The sequence below is a fragment of the Aquimarina sp. 433 genome (genome assembly GCF_054054605.1).
Genome location: NZ_JBSWZK010000005.1, coordinates 331556 through 352728, shown reverse-complemented (window position 1 = coordinate 352728; position 21173 = coordinate 331556). Strand labels below are relative to the sequence as shown.

Sequence of the window (21173 nt, the reverse complement as noted above, 5' to 3'; positions counted from 1 at the left end):
AGTTAAAAAAGAACATTAGTCTATAAGAAAGCTCGACAACAATTGCCATGCATTTTGGAGACTATTGATTATGATGTTCTTAGGTAAGTGTCAAATACGTATAAAATGTTACCCTTAATAATCCATTTTTTTATATTAGGGATCAAATTATTAACTATCAAGTGTTTAATAATTACGAGAAACTATTACAAACACTAACAATTAGATATCAAATACAGGTTTATAAAAAATGATTTTATAAGACTCAGTTAAATTAATTCTGCAAACCAGGAATTTCCACGATTTCATTCACATCTTCATCATAATTCACTCCTTCTACTTTAAAACCAAAAAGGTTGAAGAAATCAGTGTTATAACCTTCGAGATCACCAATGCTTCCTAAAGTCTCCGTGGTTGCATTGTCCCATAAATCCTTTATTTGAGCTTGAATATCTTCTCTCATTTCCCAGTCGTCAACTCTTATTCTACCTTCCGTATCAGTATTTGGTTGCTCTGTAGTGTATAATCTTTCTGAGAATAGTCTTTCCATTTGCTCTATACAACCTTCATGAACATTATTTTCTTTCATGATTTTGTATAGCAACGAAATATATAATGGGATTACCGGAATAGCTGAACTTGCTTGTGTAACTAAAGCCTTATTTACAGAAACATATGCTTTACCATTAATACTTTTAAGACTATCGGAAATTTTAAAAGCAGTAGCCTCTAAATCATCTTTGGCACGACCAATAGTTCCTTTTCTATACACTGGTTCTGTAAGTTTAGGACCGATATAGGAATATGCTACAGTAGTAGCATTTGGAGCTAGTAGATTTTCTTTTTGTAGAGCATCTATCCAAAAATACCAATCTTCTCCACCCATAACTGCAATGGTATTCGTGATATCTTCCTCTGTTGCAGGATCAATAGACACTTGCGAAACATCACCTGTATGAAAATCAACGGTTTTATTCGTGTAAACACCACCAATTGGTTTTAAAACTGATTTATGTTTTATACCTGTCTTAGGATGTAATCTCACTGGCGAAGCAAGACTATAGATAATAAGATCAATTTGTCCAAGATCTTTTTTAATTAGTTCGATTGTTTGCTGTTTGATTTCATCAGAAAAAGCATCTCCATTAATGCTCTTCGCATATAAACCTGCTTGATGTGCTTGCATTTCGAAAGCTGCACTATTGTACCATCCTGGAGAAGCAGGTCTATTGGGCTTGGGAGGTTTTTCTAAAAACACTCCGATTGTTGCAGCATTAGAACCAAAAGCACTGGTAATTCTGGAAGCTAAACCAAAACCTGTAGAAGCACCAATGACTAAAACATTTTTTGGACCTTCTATAGGATCTTTTGATTTGACATAATTTATTTGATTTAGGACATTTTTTTCACATCCTTTTGGGTGTGCCGTTAAGCAGATAAATCCGCGAGTTCTTGGTTCTATGATCATTGTGCAATTTCTTTTCCGATGTTACGAACATAGCCCAAAAAGTACCTATTTCCAAAGAAATAATGGGATATTAGTATTTTTTTTAAATAAGATAAATTTAATCATGAAATCTATAAAAGTTTTCTAAAAAGAATATTATTTCTAATTAAGTTCGAATCACTTTCAATAAAAAGGTAAAACGTTTAGTTCTAGATAGTGAGTTTTTATGACAAAATTATTATTACTTTTTGGTAATAACTGTAAATAAAGGTAATGATATTCGATATTTTACAACTATTAAACGGATGACAATAATCAAGAGTGTTGTGCTTACGTAAATGATGTTCATAGGCGTATTGAGTTGATATAACACCATAAAACAAATTCCTCCAGCTATCGATGCAGTAGCGTATATTTCTTTTCTAAAAATAACAGGTATCTCATTACATAAGATGTCTCTAATAACGCCACCGAAACATCCTGTCATGGCTCCCAGAGCAACCGAGACTATAGGTGCAAGATCTGTTTGTATTCCTTTTTCTACTCCAATAATTGTAAAAATTCCTAATCCGATAGTGTCAAATAAAAAAAGAGATTTTTTAAGATAATCCAATTTATTTCTAAAGATGATAGATAAGATAGTAACGCCACTAATTAAATAAAGGTTTAGTGTATTTTGCATCCAGGAAACAGGTGTAGCACCAATCAATACATCTCTTAGTGTTCCGCCTCCAATAGAAGTTACAAAGGCAATAATGAATATTCCAAAAAGATCAAATTTTCGGTTCATTGCACTCAAAGCTCCTGAAATAGCAAATGCGATGGTTCCTAAGATGTCTAAAATATCAAAAAAAGTCATCCTTTTTAATTTTGATTAAATGTAGGGTATCTAATCTTAATTATGATTTTTTATGTTGATAATTATGGTTTTTCTTTAAGAATATTTGTTTTAATTTTTATTTTTATTTTAAAGTTGTCTGATAGTCAATTACTTATTTGAAGATGTTCCGTAAAAAGTTCCAAGAAATGATCTATTTAAGATGTCTATAAGTGGATAACAATTCTTAATAACTTTAGTGTAAGGTTTCTCTTCAAATTGCTACTTTTACATCAGTAATTAAAGTGAAGATTATGTCAGATACTATAGAAAGAATAAAATGCCTTATTATAGGTTCAGGGCCTGCAGGTTATACTGCGGCTATATATGCAGCTAGAGCGGATCTTAAACCAGTTATGTATACAGGTATGGAACCTGGTGGTCAATTAACTACCACAACAGAAGTTGACAACTTTCCTGGTTATCCAGAAGGGATTGATGGTCCAACGATGATGGTGCAGTTACAACAACAAGCAGAGCGTTTTGGAACTGAGGTTCGTATAGGAATGGTAACTGCAGTAGAATTTAGTACAGAGGTTGGAGGAATTCATAAAGTTACTGTAGATAATACAAAGGAAATAGAAGCAGAAGCAGTAATTATTTCTACAGGAGCGACTGCTAAATACTTAGGCTTACCAAGTGAGCAAAAGCTAAGAGGAGGAGGAGTATCTGCTTGTGCGGTTTGTGATGGATTCTTTTATAAAGGACAAGATGTTGCGATCGTTGGAGCAGGAGATACAGCAGCAGAAGAAGCAACTTATTTAGCAAATATATGTTCTAGTGTAACAATGCTAGTGCGTAAAGATTATATGAGAGCTTCTAAGGCGATGCAGCACAGAGTAAATGCTACACCTAATCTGAAAGTGCTTTATAATACCGAGGTAGATGAGGTTTTAGGTGATCAGGTAGTTGAAGGTTTACGAATGGTAAACAACCAAACAGGAGAAAAATCGGAAATTTCAATTACAGGTCTTTTTATAGCTATTGGGCATAAACCTAATACAGATATATTTAAAGGTCAGATTGATATGGATGATACTGGATATATTATTACTGAAGGTAAATCAACAAAAACAAATCTTCCAGGTGTGTTTGCTTCTGGGGATGTACAAGATAAAGAGTATAGACAGGCTGTTACTGCGGCTGGAACGGGTTGTATGGCAGCCTTAGACGCAGAAAGATATCTTGCCACAGTTGAAACTAGTGAAGAAGTTTCTGCTTAAAAATACATTTGTTAAAAAAAATAGCCTGATAAGTTTTAAAATTTATAAGGCTATTTTTTTCTATAATTTCAATAAACCGGGACTGTAATCTATTTTTTTCTTATACAAAGTGGCTTCATTAGCAAATTGAGTCATTTTGATAATAGGTTCTCCTAAAAGATAAATTTCAGTTTCATCTTTTGCTTCAATAGTGATTTCTTGATTGGTTATAACATAACAATCACTAGAACCTTCTGCGATTAGCGATGTTTTTTCTGAAGTTAACTTTTCTCCATAAAAATCTGTATTACCATCTGCTCTTAGTAGCATTGAAGTTGTTTTTCCTTCTAATTTTGCATATCCTTTTTGGTATAAATCTACTTTTAGGCTATCTGTTTCTACAATTCCTTTTAGTTCTGCATCATCATTTACTTGGTAAAAAGCCTCATTTGTTTGTACATGTAATTCTACATTTGATTTACCATTAGAAACACTGGTAGTTTGATCAGCTTCGATACTAAGGAATACTTCAGTGTCATCATTGGATTCGATTCTAATCGCAGGAGTTTTAATAAGAGCAGTTGATTTAAGGTGTACCTTATTATAAGACACTATTTTCTTTAAATCCTGAGCATATCCAATTTTAATATTTAGTGCTTTGGAGCGCTTTATTCTTTTGTCTGATTTAATTGTTAGAACACTATCTTTTACGCTTATATTAATGATTTCCTGTAAGTTACTGTCTGCTTCAATACTAATTAGATTATCACTGTCTTCCTGAATTGTAACTTCGAAATTATCATTGAGTTGTATGGTATGGAAGGCGTCAACGGATTTTTGTTCTGTCACAACAATTTTATTCCCTTTTATTTTTTCTTTCTGAGCATATATATTTCCTAAGCTAATAATAAATAATGCAATAAGCATCCAAGTTCTCATAGTGCGAAAGTTTTTATTTTTAAACTTTAATTTTTTCATTTCAGTATAATTAATTTGCTAAAACTATCTGTGCAAATCATATTTGTACTATAAAGATAATTTTACAAAAGGACATATTCCAAAAGGTGTACCAAAAAAATAACCTCTATAGGATTAGAGGTCATTTTTATCTGTAAAGAGCAGAATGGACAGGTTGTGGTTTAAGTACAATATTAGTTAATTCAATTTCTTAGCTTCTTCTACTATTTTCCCGTTTTCACGAACGATCATCTTTGAAACTATCTTATTCTCTGTTACAAACTCAAAGGTTAGGGGACTCTGCTTATGAAAAAATAAGGTTTCGGATTGTGGATGCACAATGGATTGCATTTTACCAGCTTTAATTTCTAATAAATTGTCTTTTTTGGTGATAACCACGGTTCCTGTTTGTGGAGCTTTATAAGTGCCTAAATATTGCTCTAATATTTTATCTGATAGTAAAATTTCTTTCTTATCTGTATTCTGCGGAGCTGGTTGATGGTCATAACTCAATACTCTGGTCATTACCCATTGATCGTTTTTATGTTGCCATACATGTGTAAATTTTGCAATTTGGGTTAATTGTTCTTCCTTACCCTTTTCTGTTACATAAAATAGGTGTTCGCCACTAATAATAGCTCCGTAGTTGTTAAGCGGATATACCGCTACAGTTCCTTCTACTACTTCTCTTCGAACTCTAGGACCAGCTGGATTACACAATCCATTTTCTACAGTAGACATCATTTTTTGAAGCCCTTTGGTAAGTCCTCCTTTATCATGATAGAATTCGAAATCTTCTCTAAAAAAAGTTCGAAATTTTTCGATATTACAAGTGTTATAAGATTCCCAGAATTCTGAGTCTAGTTTTAGAATTGTTTGGGTTAGATCATTTTTTGGATTTGGTTGTTGTGCTTGGATATGAAAGTTCGCAAACAATAGGATGCAAACCCATAGGGTGAAATAGTTTGATTGTGATTTCATTTTGTTTTTTGATTGATTGCGTTTTAAAAAAAATAAACCACCTGAAAAGCGTAAAATATCTAAATAACTTGTCTGTCAACAGTGGATGCTTTTCTGGTGGTTCGTATTTTTGGTTGGTGTGGTTGGTGTGGTTGGCTAGTTTGTATTTATTGGTTAGGTTTTAATTTTAGTGTCTCTTTACATTTCCTCCAGAATTTTCTACTTCATCAACTTTTTCTGGTGCTCCATAATAATTGATATTAGCTCCACTAGTTGCTTTTCCAGTGAATTGGTTTTTGGCATGAATTCTAATCATAGCACCACTAGTAGCTTTTGCTTCAGACACGAGACTTAATAATTCGTTAGCTCTAATGTCTGCGCCACTTGTAGCACTTGCTTTATGGTTATTTACTTTTCCAGTAAGATCCATCATAGCGCCACTAGTTACTGATGTGGTAAGGGTTTCTGCTTTTACTTTTAATTCAATATCCGCACCGCTTGTTCCGCTAATTGCTAAATCTTTTTGAACAACAGGTCCTTGAGAAGTTACTCGAGAACCACTAGTTGCAGAGATTTTACCTAATTTATCATAAGATACATATACAGTTTTTTCATCTGCCTGATAGATGTTTTTATCAGAAGTAATATAAAGTGTTTCTTTTTCTACATAAACCTCTATATGTTGATGTAGATTTTCATTAGCTTCTATAATTACTTTTCTATCTTTTTTGTTTGTCAAAACTACGTCTAAACCTCGACTTGATTTTATAGTATCAAAGTTTTCGTTAATGGTCTTCTCTTTTCTGATTACTTCGCCTTCTCCTCTAATTCCGTCAAAAGCTATATTACAAGAGCAACATAAGGCAGTAACACATAAAGTAACGATGATTTTTGCTATTGTTGTCATAATTAGGATTGATTAATTTATTAAACTGTTCGTTTTTTGATTATTATTTTTAGTTATCGGTTTGAATTTTTATTCCGTTCTCGTCTATTTTAATATCAACTTCTTCGCTTTTGATTTGAACACCATCCTCATCAATTTTTAGGTTGGCGTTTTCATCTTCAGAGTTGATATTGATTTTTACACCGTCGTTAGTATCGTTATCATCATCTTCCCACTCATTGTATTGCCATTCGTCTTTTGGACAGTCCTGACAAGTAAGCTTACCATCTGTTAATGTTAAATACTTTTCTTCTTTTCCGTCTACTGTTAAGTAATCATTGTATTTCCAAGAGTTGTTAAATCCTGATGTGTTTTGATCAACAAATACAGTCATTCCTTCAGGGATGGAAATTATAATTTCGATTTCCTGATCATTGTATTTTTGTGCATAATCGGTGATGGCATATCCATCTAATAACAAGGTGTTTCCTTTGATATCGTAATTGTATTTTAATGCAGCAGCTCTTTCTTTTGCCTCATCATAGCTACTTCCTTCTGCATTTTTTCTAATTTCCAATTTAGGAATAGAATCTTCTCTATTTTCTTTTAAGAATATTTCTATATCCTGGATTACAATTACTTTGTTATCATTCTCATCTCGTTTGATTTTAAAATCATTTCTATGGTACAGACCTCTTACATATCTATCGTTACCGACCATTTTAATGTTTAAAGTATCAGTTGGGTTTAGATATAAATTTCTAGAATCTTCAATCACTTCTGCATCATAAGCTTCTTGAGTTGCCTGACGAATTCCAACTATAGTTAATCCGATTACAGAAAAGATCCAAACCGCTAATAATCCTAATTTTGCTGGTGTTCCTATAGATTTTAAGTTGTTTATTACAATTTTTAAGCCTAGAATAAATAGGAAGAAAAATGGAATTCCAACTGCAAATAATGTTAACATGGATACTAACCAAATTGGAACATTAGGACGATTAACCACATCGATATATTCTGTAAAAGGAGTTTCGATAAAACCAAATGTACCTACAGTAAATAAACTAATAAACAAACTAATTAAAGTGATACCAGCTACCAGGATTAGAAGTACTCCGATAAACTTTACAAATATTTTCAGTATTACTAATAAAACATCTCCAAGTGCTTCAAAGAAACTCGTAGATCCACTTTTTACTTTATCACTATATTTTTGGTAATCTACATCCTTTACTTTATCGGCAACATCATTAAATCCTTCTTTAATTTTTTTTTCAATATTACTGATGTTTACAGCTTCACCTTTCATCGCCAAATAATCTGCTGTGCTTATTGCTTCTGGAACAAAAATCCAGAATGCTATATAGATAAGAATAAAAGCTCCACTAGAAAAGATGGTGAATAATATCCATGCTATTCTTAACCAAATAGGATCAATTCCTAAATAATGTCCTAATCCAGAACTTACCCCACCTACATAAGAATTAGAGGTGTCTCTAAATAATTGTTTAGATTTTGTTGGTCTCTGGTAAGATGTTTTAGGCTCGTCTTCAAAGATTTCTTCATCTAATCTATAATCTTCGGGTTGTCCCATTACTTCAATTACTTCATCGACTTCTTTAATACCGATTACTTGTCTTTCGTCTTTTATTTTTTCACTGAAAAGCTCGGCTATCCTAGCTTCGATATCAGCAATAATCTCATCCCTTCCTTGAGAGTCAGTAAATGAACGTTTTATCGCCTCAATATAGCGCTGCAGCTTTAAGTAAGCGTCTTCATCTATGTGAAAAAATATGCCTGCTAAATTTATATTAACTGTTTTGTTCATTTTTGTTTCTTTTTTTGTTTAGTAACAATGGTTACTGCATTTTGTAATTCGTCCCAAGTGGTATTTAGTTCTTTTAGGAATAGTTTTCCTGTTTCAGTAAGTCCGTAATATTTACGAGGTGGTCCTGATGTAGACTCTTCCCAGCGATAGCTTAGTAATCCGGCGTTCTTTAACCTAGTTAATAAAGGGTATATTGTGCCTTCTACAACGAGCATCTTTGCGTCCTTAAGTGTTTCTAAAATCTCCGCTACATAAGCATCATCGTCCTTAAGAATTGAAAGTATGCAATATTCCAGAACACCTTTACGCATTTGCGCTTTTGTGTTTTCGATCTTCATAAAACTGAATTTTTAAAAAGTTAAACTGTTCATTTTTTGATTAATGATTGATGGTTATTTAAGTATATATTGATCTGAAAATACAACTCCTGCGATAAAGACAGTAGATAAAAAATAATTGATTAGGTTAAATTTTAAATTGTATTTCTGCTCTTTCGATGTTTTAACTAATAATATAAATAATGTAAATCCTACTGTTAATGGTAATATCCAATATCCAAGTCCTAACCAGGCACTAATTCTAGCTTCATCATTGGGATTAAAAATAGATATAATCATTGCCAGTACTCTAGAGTAAAATGCAAAAAATAAAAATGGATACCAGTATTTATTGTTTGTTTTTCTAATAAAATAGAAAATAACAAATGCCTGAATAATAGTAAACATTGGTCCGGCTGCACTTACCAATTGTTGATGCCAACCATACTGGTATTCTCCTTCTAACAAAAATGCTGAATTTAGAGTCATTCCCATTTCATATCCTAAGAGTTTCCCAGTGATGAAGTGAGCTAACTCATGAAAAAAGAAGGAGGATACCACTGCTATGGCAGTAATTAGAATATATTTTATGTTGATTGATGAATTCATTCTAATTTACTTTATAAATCTTATGGTTAATGGATACCTATATATTTCTCCTTTATTACTTTTTAGCGCAGCGGATATGATGAAAATAATTTCTAAGAAAAAACCTATCAGTGCAATTACTCCAACAAAAGAAGCACCTATTAACGTTCTAAATCCACCATCCGTGGAAAAGTTGATATCAAAACCATTGTGATTGAAAATATCGAATAAGGTGGCATCTCCAAAAATGTTAAAAATGAAAAATGGAAAAGATATCATTCCTAATATGATTGTATACAACAGTACACTTAACTGAAAATTAATAGCTTCCTTACCGTGCTCATTTATGAAGTCTGATTTTTCCTTATTCGTAGTCCAAAGTAGGATAGGAACAATGAAATTTCCAAAAGGTATAAAGTATTTACTGAATACTCCAAGGTGCATAAAAGTTGCGATGTTATTATGGTTATTAGTTGACATTTTTAAAAGTATATAATAGTTTCTTATGCAAATATATATCTAAAAGAAGGTATTATGCAAAACATAGTACCGTAATTTAACATAAATTTAAGATTTAATAATGTTTTGTATGTCCATTCTTTTTCAATATTTTAGAAGACTTAAAATGTATTTTATGAAGATGACACCAGGAAAAATCAACACCTTCGCAATGTTTAAGTTGCCTTCTGCTTGGCTATGTGGGGTGCGTGTAAAAAAGATTAATGAATCTAGTTGTACAGTTAGTGTTAAACACCGATGGATGAATCAAAATCCATTTAATTCTATGTTTTGGGCTGTTCAGGGTATGGCTGCAGAGATGAGTACAGGAGCGATGGTTTCTGGTCAGATATATCAGAGTGGTAAGAAAATATCCATGCTTGTAGCTACTAATAATGCTACATTTACGAAAAAGGCTACAGGAAGAATAACTTTTGTTTGTAACGATGGGGATTTGATTAAGGAAGCTATTAAGAAAACCATCGAAACAGGAGAAGGACAAACGATATGGATGAAATCTGTAGGAACGAATAAAGATGGTGTAGAAGTTTCCATCTTTAATTTTCAATGGACGATAAAACTGAAAAGTTAATTCTCTTTCTTGAGAATGATTTTATTGATTTACCAAAAATAGTTTGTAACGTTTTTGCGTAATTATGAACTCATATATAAAGATATTCATTAATCAATAAATAAATTACAAATATGACAGCACACGAAATTGACTACACCATTTATGGTGAAGAGATGCAATATGTAGAAATAGAATTAGATCCTCAGGAAGGTGTTATTGCAGAAGCAGGGAGCTTTATGATGATGGATGATGGCATAAAAATGAGCACCATTTTTGGAGATGGTTCCCAAAAGGATCAAGGAGTGATGGGAAAGATCTTTGGAGCAGGGAAAAGATTACTTACGGGAGAGAGTTTATTTATGACAGCCTTTTATAATGAGGTAGTAGGAAAAAAGCGTGTTAGTTTTGCCTCTCCTTATCCAGGAAAAATTATTCCAATTGATCTTACTGAATATGGTGGAAAGTTTGTTTGCCAAAAAGATGCATTCTTATGTGCTGCAAAAGGAGTTTCTGTGGGTATAGAGTTTTCTAGAAAATTAGGAAGAGGTTTATTTGGAGGAGAAGGTTTTATCATGCAAAAATTGGAAGGTGATGGAATGGCATTTGTACATGCTGGAGGAACAACAGCCAGAAAGGTATTACAACCGGGAGAAAAATTAAAAATAGATACAGGTTGTATTATAGGATTTTCCAAAGGAGTAAACTATGATATCGAATTAGTGGGAGGTATCAGAAATACCATTTTTGGTGGAGAAGGATTATATTTTGCTACTCTCACGGGACCAGGAGTAGTATATATTCAGTCTTTACCATTTAGTCGATTAGCTAATCGAGTATTAGCAGTGGCACCAAGAGCAGGTGGTAAAAGTAGAGGAGAAGGCAGTATTCTCGGAGGTTTAGGAGATTTATTAGATGGCGACAATAGTTTTTAATTAAGTTAAATAAGGGTTAAAAGACGGTTTTTTAGTTTTATTTGACTATATTAGACTTAACAACTTTAAAAATGTAAGTATAATCCTACAATTACTTGTGTTAAACTAATAACTTAATCCCTTATTAATTTATGGCGAGAGCGATGTTTGATTACACAAAAACTGTACTAAAAAAAGTTAGTTTTGATGTTAATCTATTTACAAAAGAAGTAATTAAAGCACTAAACAGATTACTTCCCCACGAGATTGAAGAATTAAAACTTTGGATTCAATCTTTAGCAGTAAATAAACCAGAGTTAGAACCTTGTTTAATCTATTTAAAATCATAAAGAAAAAAGCGACTTTTTAGTCGCTTTTTATTTTTGCTATAGGGCTAATAATTTCCACATTCTGAAATGTAATCGCTCCTTTTACTACACCAGCTATGGTAGTATGTAATGCCTCAATGATTTGCATTTTGAGTTCGCTTTTATGATAAATCAAACTTACTTCTCTTGCCGGAGAGGGTTCATTAAAGAAATGTAGATTACTTTTTTCTTTATCGTTAATATCTAAGGTATGCAAATAAGGAAGTAGTGTCATGCCTAAGCCTTCATTAGATAATTTTACTAATGTTTCGAAACTTCCACTTTCTAATTGAAAATGGTCTTCGTCATAGCTCTTTTGTGTTTTGCAAAGATTTACAATACCATCTCTAAAACAATGTCCATCCTCTAAAAGTAACATATCGTCTATATCTAAATCAGCAACATCTATTTTTTTCTTTTGGTTTAATCTATGACTTGGAGGAATGTAACCAACAAATGGTTCGTAGTATAATACACGCTCTTTTATACTCTCGTTCTGCAATGGTGTTGCTGCAATTGCCGCATCCAAATGTCCATCGTGTAATCTTTCTATAATTGCCTCTGTAGTAAGCTCTTCAATTTTTAATTTTACCTTAGGATATTTCTTAATGAAATTATGTAAGAACATTGGGAGTAATGTTGGCATTACAGTTGGAATGACTCCTAATTTAAATTCGCCGCCTATATATCCCTTTTGTTGATCTACAATATCTTGTATACGTTCACTCTCATTAACAATATTTCTTGCCTGCTGCACTAATTTTTTGCCTACTTCTGTTAATTCAATAGGCTTTTTACTTCTGTCAAAAATTAAAATAGCCAATTCTTCTTCCAGTTTTTGGATTTGCATACTTAAAGTTGGCTGTGTTACAAAGGTTTTTTCTGCTGCTTTCGTGAAGTTTTGATGCTCAGCAACAGCTAATACATATCGTAGTTGTGTAATGGTCATGATGTTAATTTAGGTTGACAAAAATAGAAAAGCTATCGATAAAACTTATTAAGAATATGCTAAAAATTTGTTTTTTCTATTGAATTTTTTCTTTAAAAATGTTTACCTATTTCTTTTTGTATACACTAAACATTGAAAAAACTTTACTAATAAAAAAAGATAAGTGATGAAATCAATTACAAAAAAAACATTAATACTAGGATTAGGACTATTTACATTTTTTACTTCTTGTTCTGAAGAGGATGTTATTGAAGATCTAACAGGAGGATGTGTGCCTTTAGCTGCGGTAGAAAACTATAGTGCTACATTAGAAAGATATTCTAATGATCCCACTGCAGAAAATTGTGAAGCTTTTAAAGCTGCTTCCATTGCCTATTTAAATGAATTAGATAGATGTCCGTTGGTAGAAGATGCAGACTTAGAAGAAGCATTACAAGATGCTAGCGAACTTGATTGCGAAGGGTAATATATTATAGAATTTATAAAGGGTTTTACTTTAATTAAAGCAAAACCCTTTTTTTTGATTGATGTATATTGTTTTTCGGACGCTTAGAATCTGATTTCTAGTTCTAAATCTTCATTACCAACTTCGAATTTAGCATCGCTCCATAATGGAGGTCCAAAACTCATATTGTTATTAGATATCCCATAACTTTCTTTTGGCATACCATTTTCTTCAAAATCCATTCTTTCATTACTATTAGCATCATGTACACAGGAGATTCCATATTCTCCAGGAGTAATATTGGTAAAAGTAATTTTAGCAATTCCATCTTTAATTTCACCTTTAACAGATTGAATAGGAGCAGTTTTCATAAAAGTAGCCTCATCATACAATCCAAATAGTACAGCACCATCAGAACTAGATACATTAGGAACAGTAACTGTGATGGTTATGCCTTGGGTGTCTTGTGCATTCATTACAAAGTTGATGGCTGTCATGGTTAAAAATAATACAAGAGTTTTCATAAGAGTTTAGTTTTTTGATTTTTATTATTCTGTTTTGATGATTCAAAAGTCTAAAAATCATGGTACTCTTTATAAAGTATCTAACTCAACTGTAGAATTTGGCTGATGAAATGTAGTATGTTGAAGGAGTAGTGAATAACATAAGTTTTTCAGACCACCTAAGAACAACAAAAAACTGAAGATAGAAGTATGAATTGATAGTTACAATAAACCTCTGGCTTTAATCTCAAGGTATTTATTAATAGTGTTGACTGTAAGATCTTCTGGAGCGGTTAGTATAGAGTGAATACCATGTTTGCTCAGTTCGTTAACAATCATTTTCTTCTCGTAAACAAATTTTTCGGCAATAGTTTTTTCAAAGATTTGTTTTGTAGAATGAGCTGGTTCATCTAGAAAAGATTTCAGTTCAGTATTTTTGAAGAAAATAACCACCAATAGATGATTTTTTGCGATAGCTTGCAAATATGGTAACTGTCTGTTGAGACCATCTAATGTTTCAAAATTAGTATATAATAGCAATAGACTTCTTTGATTAATATTTCTCTTTATATCTGTATATAGTCTAGCATAATCCGACTCTGAGAAATCGGTATTAATATTATATAAAGTCTCCAGAATTGTATTCATTTGACCTTTTCTCCTTTGAGCAACAACCATGTTTTTTACATTTCTTGAAAAGGTAAACATTCCAGCTTTATCTTGCTTTTTTATGGCGATGTTAGAAATTACCAACGTAGCATTTATGGCATAGTCCAATAGACTTAATCCATTAAAAGGCATTTTCATAACTCGACCAGCATCAATTACCGAATATATAGGTTGAGATTTTTCATCTTGGTACTGGTTTACCATTAGATGATTTCGTTTTGCGGTCGCTTTCCAGTTTATGTTACGAATATCATCTCCAGTAACATATTCTTTAATTTGTTCAAACTCTAAAGTATTACCAATTCTTCTGATCTTTTTTAAACCATATAACTTTAGCTTATTGGTAAATGCTATGAATTCATATTTTTTAAGTTGTAAAAAGGATGGATAGTTAGGCACCATCTCTTCATTGGAGTATTTTTGCTTGCGTTCTATTAATCCTATTGGCGAACTGGTAAATATATTAACATTTCCAAAATGGTATTCTCCTCTTTCAACAGGTTTTAGTTCATAATTAAACTGTTTTTCCTGAGATGTTTTAAGAGTAGATGTTATTTCAAAATTTCGTTCTTGAAACTGAATTGGAATTTCGTCAATAATTCTTATGCTAATTTTAAAACGATAGCTATTAGAAACCCTAATATGGATGGGGTTTTGATCTCCATTGGATAGTTTTTCAGGAAGAATTCTTGCAGCTTTGGCTCCGGTTTTATTTCTGTACAATAATAGAATATCGAAAAAAGTAATAACTAGTAAGGTGTATATTAAAAGTTTAGCTACACCAAAAAGACTCTCGTAGAAATAGGAAACTATAAAAAGTGCCGTAATTGAAAAAAATACGGTAAAGAATAATTTTTTAAAATATAAACTTTTCAAAAAGGCTTTCACTAACGAGGAATTTCTATGGTTTCGATAATTTGTAATACTACTTTTTCAGTTGTGAACCCTTCCATTTCCCTTTCAGGAGTTAATATAATTCTATGTCTTAACACAGAAGGAGCTACTTTTTTAATATCATCTGGTGTAACAAAATCTCTTCCATTAATAGCTGCATGCGCTTTAGAGGCATTCATAATCGCGATTGATGCACGTGGAGATGCCCCCAGATATAAATTTCCGTTATCTCTGGTATTGCTAATAATAGAAGCGATATAGGTCAAAAGATTTTTTTCAATAATCACACTCTTAATGATTCCTTGATATTCTGCAATTTGACTAGCAGTTAAAATCGATTGAATAATATCGGTAGGAATTTCATTTTTTCGTTGATCGTGTCCTTCTAGGATGCTGATCTCTTCTTCCATTGATGGGTAACCTACGTTTATTTTGAATAAAAAACGATCTAACTGAGCTTCTGGTAATGCGTAAGTTCCTTCTTGTTCTATTGGGTTTTGAGTTGCAAATACAAGAAATGGTGCTTTCATTTCATTTTTAATACCATCTATAGTAATTTGCCTCTCTGCCATTACCTCAAAAAGTGCTGCTTGTGTTTTTGCAGGAGCGCGATTGATTTCATCAATTAGAATAATATTGGAAAATATAGGACCCTTTTTAAACTCAAACTCTGAAGTCTTTACATTAAAAATAGACGTACCAAGAATATCACTTGGCATTAAATCAGGTGTAAATTGTATTCTGCTGAAATCCACAGCCATTGTTTTGGCAAGAAGTTTTGCTGTTACGGTTTTGGCAACACCAGGAACTCCTTCTATTAATGAATGGCCATTAGCTAATATGGAGATAATTAATAATTCGATCATTTCTTGTTGACCAATAATGACCTTGCCTAATTCTTCTTTTATCTTTTGTACAGATTCTTGCAAGTCTTTTAGATCAATTCTATTATTGAATTCTAAAGGGTTTTCTGTCGTTTCTTCCATAGTATTATAATCTAAATTCTTCAATTTTTTTGTTTAACTCAACGACATCTCCTTCATTATGAAGTGTTCTATTGCGTAAACTATTAATATAATCAATTAGTTCTTTTGTTTCATCTTCAGACTTGTTACTTTTTACAGCTAGTCTATGAATAAAGTCGTTATCTAATTTATTCGTATCGATATAAAATTTACTCCTTATTTTTTCCAAAAAATAGGTGATTTTTTGAGCTATTATATTGCTATAATCTTTATGCTGAAAGTATAAATCTCCTATGGTTTTAGTGAATTCAATAGAGGTGTTCTCTAAAGGTTTAATAACAGGTATAATCCTTTGTTCTCTCTTTCCTCTGAAAAGAATGAAAATCAAAACCCCAAGGATTAGTAAATAGTAAGCCCAACTCAATGGGATTTGATTTAATACAAATCGCATAGGAGATTCTATGACTTTTCGTCCTGATTTGATATAATCATCCCAGTAGAACGTATCTGTTTCTAAAAACGAAATAAGCGCTGCTGTATAATGTGCATTATCCGTTAGCATGTAGTAATTAGAAAATGCTTCGGGCAATGTATTCAAATATAGTTTACCCTTACCTTCAGAGATCTCAATGAAATTAATTTGATCCAATGGCTCTAGATCGTTTTTGTAATAGCCTAAAGCTTTTGTTTTTAAGGTGTCAAAACTTTGAAAAACAGTTTTGTAGATTTTCTTCTTGAATTTTACTGAGTCGCTATTTTTAAATGTGTTCGAAAAGAAGTTGGGCTTTATTTCTTCCTCAGTTAACTGGTAATCAGTATTTGTTTCTATATTAAGAGAATCTTTAAATACTTTTCCAAAACTTGTTCCGGCTAAAAAAACTTTATTTCCAGATCTTACAAATTCTATTAATTTTTCATAGGATCTTTTATCTAGGTTGATGCCAGAATTAATAAATAAGTACGCTGAATTTTCTTCATATGAACTATTGGATAAAAAGTCGTAAGGATTTTTGTTAATCAAATTTACTTCACTCTGTCCATTATAGGTTTTTAGTTCTTCAAAAGCAATATAACAACCAAACGGAATTTTATCGCTCGATATGTAGCTCGAGTTCCAATTTATAGGTTTTGGTCGAGTGACTTCAACGATTATAATGGTTAAAAAAGCTAACCCAAAAAGAATTAATATGTTTCTCGATTTTTTATCCAATTTTCTCTATGTTACCTTTTATTTCGTCAAAGGATATTTTTGCATTATGATACTTTTCTTGATTTAGATCAAACTTTCCGTACCAGATATATTCATACAAGTAAGAAACCTTTTTAAAAAGTGATCTTAATTGTTCATTCTTAATTTCTCTTTGATAATCACTATTGGTTTTTTCAAAATGATAATCGATGATCTTCTTTACAGACAATTCTTGTAAAGTCTTCATATACATATATCTAATGGCTAATCGATAATCATTTATAGATAGTGCATCCTGTATTAATTTATCTAAATCTATTTTTTCAATATGTTCTTCCGAAAAATGTATAGGTGCAACTACATTATTTTTTTTGCCAAAAAATGAAGCTACTTCCTTTCCTGCAAGAACTCTAATAAGTATGTAAATGACGATAGCTATAAAAATCAGATAAATCAGGTTTTTTAGTATTTCCGCTAATTCAGGACTTATTTCTATACCAAATATATCTTGTAAGCCATTAAAAAACCAGTTTATAATTCTTGCTAAAATATTTTCAGCTTCTCCTTCTGCAGTGGTATAATCAAAATCTTTATCAGAGTACCTTTCTGGAATATCTTCTTTAAATTCATGAATAGTAATTTCGGCGGTATCTATAGAAACACTAAGAGAATCCGTCTGAGAATACGTGAAGTTTATTAATAATAAGATGAATATGTAGAAAATGTTCTTATTCACTTGCACCAATTTGATCAATCTTTTGTCTAGTATTCACATTATATTTTTCTTCATGAAGTGCATAGTACAAAATACCATTTATGAATTGTGAAAGCGATTGTGAATAGGCAATTACCACAAAAAATATACACAGTCCAAAAGTATAAATAACCTTGGCTAAAACAGATTCACCAATTGCAGTATCTATACTAACAGCATGGTAGGTATAAACACCAACAATAATTCCTGGGATCATCAATATCAAAAGAAGAATTAACCCTACAAGAATACCTAAAATAAAATTGGCACCAACCGTTTTCCAAAAATTACTTTTTACTAAATCCCAGCCTTCTCCAAATGCATCAATAGGGCTTTTATTTTCATTCAACATTACCATAAAAGAAATACCGAACCATGCCGTTAATGCAAAACCAATAACATTTTGAGCAAGAAATCCAATTAGCGGTATAAAAGATAATACTAAGGATATGATCATGTAGATGACATAAATTACAGCAAGTAAAAGAATAAAAATTAAAATACGGCCTATATTATCTCGAACTATATTCCAGACTAGTTTTTTATCTGTTACTACCTGCTTTTGTTCATCATAATTTATCATGTAAGACGAAGCTAAACTATAATTAAGTGCCGCAATGATAATAAAAACAACAAAAAACAACAACACTCCGAAACCAACTAACATTGCAGATTCATCTTGAGTACCATTACCAAAACCGGTTTCTACATTATACATGCCTATAAAACCGGTAACCATTAGATAGCTAATCCCTAAAAGAAGAAAAATAAAAATACCATTGTAACTTATAAATACATTTGTAAAACTTTTTAAGTTAAGTTTAAAAAACTCAAAGTATGTATTTATAATGTCACCAAAATCTCTACTTTCTTTTAACTCAATGTAATTCTCTTTCATAAATTTTATTTAGATATCTGGGGTATATTATATAATAGAATATTATCAATGCTAACGAACTGAATATAATGGTCATTGCTAACCAAACAGGCATATTGGAATATCTGGTAATAAATCCTTCTATAAAGCCAGCGATAATAAAAAAGGGTATCGTACTAACTACAATTTTTAAACCATCTTTTGCTCCTTTCATAAAAGAAACTCTTCTAGAAAATGTCTTAGGAAACAATATACTATTTCCCATGACGATTCCAGCGCATCCGGCAATAACAATTACCGAAATTTCTATTGTACCATGCAACCATACTGATTTAGAAGCCTCAAATAACAACCCTTTTGTGTAGAAAAACGTCATAAATGCGCCAAGCATAATTCCATTACTAAATAATACGTAAACAGTTCCTAAAGAAGTGATTACTCCAAAGGCATATGCTATAAATGCCACTCTAATATTATTAATAGTGATACCTAAAAACGAACCTACCATGCTACCACTTTTATAAATTCCTGTAGGATCACCTTTGTCGATATTGTTTAAAGTTTCATTTACATACGCATCGCCAAGAATAAGTCTTAGAAAAGAAGAATCGTTAATTGCGGAAATAATACCAATACAACAGGCAATAGAAAAAACTAAGAATGTAAATAACAGTGTTTTTTGATGCTGATAAAAGAAAAGGGGGAATTCCGTCTTCCAAAATTCTACAATCCTATTTTTACTCTCCTTTTTATTGATGTATATTTTTTGGTGTGCTTGAGATGCTAAAGAATTTAAGTATAATAGTGTTTTACTATCTGGGTAATATGTCTGCGCATACGACAAATCATTTGTGAGATGAACATAATACTCAGCAAGTTGATCTGGGCTAATCCTTAAATTTTGTGTAATAGCTTTTTCAAAAGCGATCCATTTTTCTTTATTTTGCTTGACAAAAGCTGCTTCCCGCATCGATCAATTTTTTACTCAAATATAATTAGTTAAATATAAATGGCAAATATAGCAATCAATACAACACAAAATGTAAACTTGGATTACAAAACTGCTGGGATAGGGGAAAGGATGCTAGCTTTTTTAATTGATTTTGCAATATTTTGGCTTTATCTATTTATTGTCAATTATATTACCTCACTAATTGGTACTGCTTTTTCTGATAATTGGACTGTTTTTGGTATTCAATCTCTTTTGTTTTTACCTGTTTCTTTTTATTCTTTGTATATGCATATTATTTTTAATGGTAGAACTGTAGGTAAAATGTTATTAAAAATAAGAGTTGTAAGAGTAGATGGGTTACCAGTACATTGGAGTAATTATTTGGTGAGATGGATGCTTAGATTAGTTGATATTTGGATTTTTCTTTCATCCGTGGGTGTACTTAGTATTATATTTTCTAACAAACATCAACGATTAGGAGATGCTGCAGCAGGTACTATTGTCATTCGTACTAAACAAAAAGTAAAAATTTCTCATACCATTCTTGAAGATCTTAATGAAGATTATGAGCCTAAGTTTTTAAACGTGACTCAGCTTACCGATAAGGATGTAAGATTGATAAAAGAGACGTACAGAGTTGCAGTTAGATCAAATGACTTTCAGACACTTACAGCTTTACGAAACAAGGTAGAAGATGTACTTCAGGTAAAATCAGAATTGTACGATCGTCAGTTTTTGGATATTGTCTTAAAAGATTACAATTATTTTACTCAGAAGTTATAAATCCTTTGTGGATTATCGAATTACTTCTGCTTTTATAAATATATTTTCCTTTGGCCATTCACTTCCGTCTACTGGTACATTAGAAATTTTATCAGCAACATTCATTCCTTTTACCACTTTGCCAAATATAGTATGTTCTCCATCTAAGTGATGTGCTCCTTGTTTAGCAATTACGATAAAGAATTCATAAGGGGTAGAACGATTGGAAGGATTATCTACCCATTGTTTAGAAAGGGCAACAGATCCACGATTATGAGTCAGTCCTTTAATAGGTTCCTGAGGCAAGGTGTAATCACCAATCTCATGACGTCTTTGCGCCATTTGTCTTCGATCACTATTTCCACCTTGTATTACAAAACCCTTCGCAACTCGATAAAAAAATGTTTCGTCAAAATATTTCTCTTTCACCAGATAAATAAAATTGGCGCGATGTATTGGAGATTCTTTATAAAGCTGTATGTCAATATTCCCGAATTTGGTTTTTACACGAACTAAGGTTTCAGGGTTATTTTTACCATACTCTAATAAGAATTCTCTCATATTCTCATTAGTAAGTTTAAAAGGTTCTTCTTCTTTTTCCGCTGTGTTTAAAGTCTTGGAGTCGTTTTTAGGTATTGAATTCTCAGTTTTTTGTTGTTCAACCTCTTTGTTAGAAGTCTCTTTCTCATTTTTTAGTACATCCTCTTTAGTTTTTTTAGAATGTGTATCTTCACAACTGCAGAAAATTAAAGAAATAATACAACTACCTATTAAAATTACTCTGGTAAATGACATTCGAAACATTTAAAAGTTTGATTC

At 31.7% G+C, this 21173-nt stretch carries 24 protein-coding genes; 6 read left to right on the top strand and 18 right to left on the bottom strand.

Annotation, left to right across the window (positions count from 1 at the left end):
- Positions 1-253: 253 nt before the first annotated feature.
- A complete protein-coding gene (gene fabV / locus ACWNT5_RS12910; protein WP_456517550.1) occupies positions 254-1447 on the bottom strand; it encodes an enoyl-ACP reductase FabV in 1194 nt (397 codons plus the stop codon).
- 220 nt (positions 1448-1667) lie between these two features.
- Positions 1668-2285, bottom strand: a complete 618-nt coding sequence (locus ACWNT5_RS12905) for a trimeric intracellular cation channel family protein (protein WP_299899672.1) — start codon at positions 2283-2285, stop codon at positions 1668-1670.
- Positions 2286-2557: 272 nt separating this feature from the next.
- On the opposite strand from ACWNT5_RS12905, the gene trxB reads away from it, so the two are divergent.
- Positions 2558-3526 (top strand): thioredoxin-disulfide reductase, encoded by a 969-nt coding sequence (trxB, locus tag ACWNT5_RS12900; RefSeq protein ID WP_299607917.1) that lies wholly within the window; start codon positions 2558-2560, stop codon positions 3524-3526.
- Positions 3527-3586: 60 nt separating this feature from the next.
- Here trxB and ACWNT5_RS12895 read toward each other — a convergent pair whose 3' ends face one another.
- The 7 genes from ACWNT5_RS12895 to ACWNT5_RS12865 form a co-directional block, all read right to left on the bottom strand.
- Positions 3587-4444 (bottom strand): GIN domain-containing protein, encoded by an 858-nt coding sequence (locus ACWNT5_RS12895; RefSeq protein ID WP_456517549.1) that lies wholly within the window; start codon positions 4442-4444, stop codon positions 3587-3589.
- A gap of 216 nt (positions 4445-4660) precedes the next feature.
- Complete coding sequence (locus ACWNT5_RS12890) at positions 4661-5443, bottom strand: DUF4440 domain-containing protein (protein ID WP_456517548.1); 783 nt, start codon at positions 5441-5443, stop codon at positions 4661-4663.
- Between the two features lie 166 nt (positions 5444-5609).
- Positions 5610-6329 carry a head GIN domain-containing protein gene (locus ACWNT5_RS12885; RefSeq protein ID WP_456517547.1) on the bottom strand — a complete coding sequence of 240 codons (720 nt, stop codon included), beginning with the start codon at positions 6327-6329 and terminating at the stop codon, positions 5610-5612.
- 49 nt (positions 6330-6378) lie between these two features.
- Complete coding sequence (locus ACWNT5_RS12880) at positions 6379-8139, bottom strand: PspC domain-containing protein (protein WP_456517546.1); 1761 nt, start codon at positions 8137-8139, stop codon at positions 6379-6381.
- The gene (locus ACWNT5_RS12875) at positions 8136-8477 is read right to left on the bottom strand and encodes a PadR family transcriptional regulator (protein WP_027392197.1); all 342 of its coding nucleotides are present in this window, start codon (positions 8475-8477) and stop codon (positions 8136-8138) included. The genes ACWNT5_RS12880 and ACWNT5_RS12875 overlap by 4 nt, the downstream gene beginning before the upstream one ends.
- Before the next feature lie 54 nt (positions 8478-8531).
- Positions 8532-9065, bottom strand: a complete 534-nt coding sequence (locus ACWNT5_RS12870) for a zinc metalloprotease (RefSeq protein WP_299899662.1) — start codon at positions 9063-9065, stop codon at positions 8532-8534.
- Between the two features lie 6 nt (positions 9066-9071).
- Positions 9072-9524, bottom strand: a complete 453-nt coding sequence (locus ACWNT5_RS12865; RefSeq protein WP_299607899.1) for a DUF4870 domain-containing protein — start codon at positions 9522-9524, stop codon at positions 9072-9074.
- A gap of 154 nt (positions 9525-9678) precedes the next feature.
- Here ACWNT5_RS12865 and ACWNT5_RS12860 point away from each other — a divergent pair, with 154 nt between their 5' ends.
- The 3 genes from ACWNT5_RS12860 (at position 9679) to ACWNT5_RS12850 (ending at position 11377) form a co-directional block, all read left to right on the top strand.
- Positions 9679-10134: a DUF4442 domain-containing protein gene (locus tag ACWNT5_RS12860; RefSeq protein WP_456517545.1), complete on the top strand. Its 456-nt coding sequence runs from the start codon at positions 9679-9681 to the stop codon at positions 10132-10134.
- Between the two features lie 113 nt (positions 10135-10247).
- On the top strand, positions 10248-11048 hold the full coding sequence (locus ACWNT5_RS12855; protein ID WP_299899660.1) for a TIGR00266 family protein: 801 nt from the start codon (positions 10248-10250) through the stop codon (positions 11046-11048).
- A 131-nt stretch (positions 11049-11179) separates the two neighbouring features.
- Positions 11180-11377 (top strand): hypothetical protein, encoded by a 198-nt coding sequence (locus tag ACWNT5_RS12850; RefSeq protein ID WP_246615842.1) that lies wholly within the window; start codon positions 11180-11182, stop codon positions 11375-11377.
- A 16-nt stretch (positions 11378-11393) separates the two neighbouring features.
- Here ACWNT5_RS12850 and ACWNT5_RS12845 read toward each other — a convergent pair whose 3' ends face one another.
- On the bottom strand, positions 11394-12344 hold the full coding sequence (locus ACWNT5_RS12845; RefSeq protein WP_456517544.1) for a LysR family transcriptional regulator: 951 nt from the start codon (positions 12342-12344) through the stop codon (positions 11394-11396).
- Between the two features lie 166 nt (positions 12345-12510).
- Here ACWNT5_RS12845 and ACWNT5_RS12840 point away from each other — a divergent pair, with 166 nt between their 5' ends.
- On the top strand, positions 12511-12810 hold the full coding sequence (locus tag ACWNT5_RS12840; RefSeq protein ID WP_299607885.1) for a hypothetical protein: 300 nt from the start codon (positions 12511-12513) through the stop codon (positions 12808-12810).
- Positions 12811-12893: 83 nt separating this feature from the next.
- Here the strand turns inward: ACWNT5_RS12840 and ACWNT5_RS12835 are convergent, their stop codons facing one another.
- The 7 genes from ACWNT5_RS12835 to ACWNT5_RS12805 form a co-directional block, all read right to left on the bottom strand.
- The gene (locus ACWNT5_RS12835; RefSeq protein WP_456517543.1) at positions 12894-13313 is read right to left on the bottom strand and encodes a DUF2141 domain-containing protein; all 420 of its coding nucleotides are present in this window, start codon (positions 13311-13313) and stop codon (positions 12894-12896) included.
- 201 nt (positions 13314-13514) lie between these two features.
- Positions 13515-14849, bottom strand: coding sequence for a DUF58 domain-containing protein (locus ACWNT5_RS12830; RefSeq protein ID WP_299607881.1), 1335 nt, complete (start codon positions 14847-14849; stop codon positions 13515-13517).
- Positions 14849-15841: an AAA family ATPase gene (locus tag ACWNT5_RS12825; RefSeq protein WP_299608102.1), complete on the bottom strand. Its 993-nt coding sequence runs from the start codon at positions 15839-15841 to the stop codon at positions 14849-14851. The genes ACWNT5_RS12830 and ACWNT5_RS12825 overlap by 1 nt, the downstream gene beginning before the upstream one ends.
- Before the next feature lie 4 nt (positions 15842-15845).
- Positions 15846-17030 (bottom strand): DUF4350 domain-containing protein, encoded by a 1185-nt coding sequence (locus tag ACWNT5_RS12820; protein ID WP_456517542.1) that lies wholly within the window; start codon positions 17028-17030, stop codon positions 15846-15848.
- Complete coding sequence (locus ACWNT5_RS12815) at positions 17023-17745, bottom strand: hypothetical protein (RefSeq protein WP_456517541.1); 723 nt, start codon at positions 17743-17745, stop codon at positions 17023-17025. The genes ACWNT5_RS12820 and ACWNT5_RS12815 overlap by 8 nt, the downstream gene beginning before the upstream one ends.
- A complete protein-coding gene (locus tag ACWNT5_RS12810; protein ID WP_299607872.1) occupies positions 17738-18661 on the bottom strand; it encodes a hypothetical protein in 924 nt (307 codons plus the stop codon). The genes ACWNT5_RS12815 and ACWNT5_RS12810 overlap by 8 nt, the downstream gene beginning before the upstream one ends.
- Entirely contained in the window at positions 18642-19610 is a 969-nt protein-coding gene (locus ACWNT5_RS12805; protein WP_456517540.1) for a stage II sporulation protein M, read from the bottom strand. Before ACWNT5_RS12805 ends, ACWNT5_RS12810 begins: the two co-directional genes overlap by 20 nt.
- 39 nt (positions 19611-19649) lie before the next feature.
- On the opposite strand from ACWNT5_RS12805, the gene ACWNT5_RS12800 reads away from it, so the two are divergent.
- Positions 19650-20375, top strand: coding sequence for an RDD family protein (locus ACWNT5_RS12800; RefSeq protein WP_299607865.1), 726 nt, complete (start codon positions 19650-19652; stop codon positions 20373-20375).
- Between the two features lie 12 nt (positions 20376-20387).
- On the opposite strand, the gene ACWNT5_RS12795 is transcribed toward ACWNT5_RS12800, so the two are convergent.
- On the bottom strand, positions 20388-21149 hold the full coding sequence (locus ACWNT5_RS12795; RefSeq protein WP_456517539.1) for a peptidylprolyl isomerase: 762 nt from the start codon (positions 21147-21149) through the stop codon (positions 20388-20390).
- Positions 21150-21173 lie beyond the last annotated feature (24 nt).

Coding starts and splice junctions, on each gene's coding strand:
- fabV (WP_456517550.1), bottom strand. CDS start 1,447: ATGATCATAGAACCAAGAACTCGCGGATTTATCTGCTTAACGGCACAC.
- ACWNT5_RS12905 (WP_299899672.1), bottom strand. CDS start 2,285: ATGACTTTTTTTGATATTTTAGACATCTTAGGAACCATCGCATTTGCT.
- trxB (WP_299607917.1), top strand. CDS start 2,558: ATGTCAGATACTATAGAAAGAATAAAATGCCTTATTATAGGTTCAGGG.
- ACWNT5_RS12895 (WP_456517549.1), bottom strand. CDS start 4,444: ATGAGAACTTGGATGCTTATTGCATTATTTATTATTAGCTTAGGAAAT.
- ACWNT5_RS12890 (WP_456517548.1), bottom strand. CDS start 5,443: ATGAAATCACAATCAAACTATTTCACCCTATGGGTTTGCATCCTATTG.
- ACWNT5_RS12885 (WP_456517547.1), bottom strand. CDS start 6,329: ATGACAACAATAGCAAAAATCATCGTTACTTTATGTGTTACTGCCTTA.
- ACWNT5_RS12880 (WP_456517546.1), bottom strand. CDS start 8,139: ATGAACAAAACAGTTAATATAAATTTAGCAGGCATATTTTTTCACATA.
- ACWNT5_RS12875 (WP_027392197.1), bottom strand. CDS start 8,477: ATGAAGATCGAAAACACAAAAGCGCAAATGCGTAAAGGTGTTCTGGAA.
- ACWNT5_RS12870 (WP_299899662.1), bottom strand. CDS start 9,065: ATGAATTCATCAATCAACATAAAATATATTCTAATTACTGCCATAGCA.
- ACWNT5_RS12865 (WP_299607899.1), bottom strand. CDS start 9,524: ATGTCAACTAATAACCATAATAACATCGCAACTTTTATGCACCTTGGA.
- ACWNT5_RS12860 (WP_456517545.1), top strand. CDS start 9,679: ATGAAGATGACACCAGGAAAAATCAACACCTTCGCAATGTTTAAGTTG.
- ACWNT5_RS12855 (WP_299899660.1), top strand. CDS start 10,248: ATGACAGCACACGAAATTGACTACACCATTTATGGTGAAGAGATGCAA.
- ACWNT5_RS12850 (WP_246615842.1), top strand. CDS start 11,180: ATGGCGAGAGCGATGTTTGATTACACAAAAACTGTACTAAAAAAAGTT.
- ACWNT5_RS12845 (WP_456517544.1), bottom strand. CDS start 12,344: ATGACCATTACACAACTACGATATGTATTAGCTGTTGCTGAGCATCAA.
- ACWNT5_RS12840 (WP_299607885.1), top strand. CDS start 12,511: ATGAAATCAATTACAAAAAAAACATTAATACTAGGATTAGGACTATTT.
- ACWNT5_RS12835 (WP_456517543.1), bottom strand. CDS start 13,313: ATGAAAACTCTTGTATTATTTTTAACCATGACAGCCATCAACTTTGTA.
- ACWNT5_RS12825 (WP_299608102.1), bottom strand. CDS start 15,841: ATGGAAGAAACGACAGAAAACCCTTTAGAATTCAATAATAGAATTGAT.
- ACWNT5_RS12810 (WP_299607872.1), bottom strand. CDS start 18,661: ATGAAAGAGAATTACATTGAGTTAAAAGAAAGTAGAGATTTTGGTGAC.
- ACWNT5_RS12805 (WP_456517540.1), bottom strand. CDS start 19,610: ATGCGGGAAGCAGCTTTTGTCAAGCAAAATAAAGAAAAATGGATCGCT.
- ACWNT5_RS12800 (WP_299607865.1), top strand. CDS start 19,650: ATGGCAAATATAGCAATCAATACAACACAAAATGTAAACTTGGATTAC.
- ACWNT5_RS12795 (WP_456517539.1), bottom strand. CDS start 21,149: ATGTCATTTACCAGAGTAATTTTAATAGGTAGTTGTATTATTTCTTTA.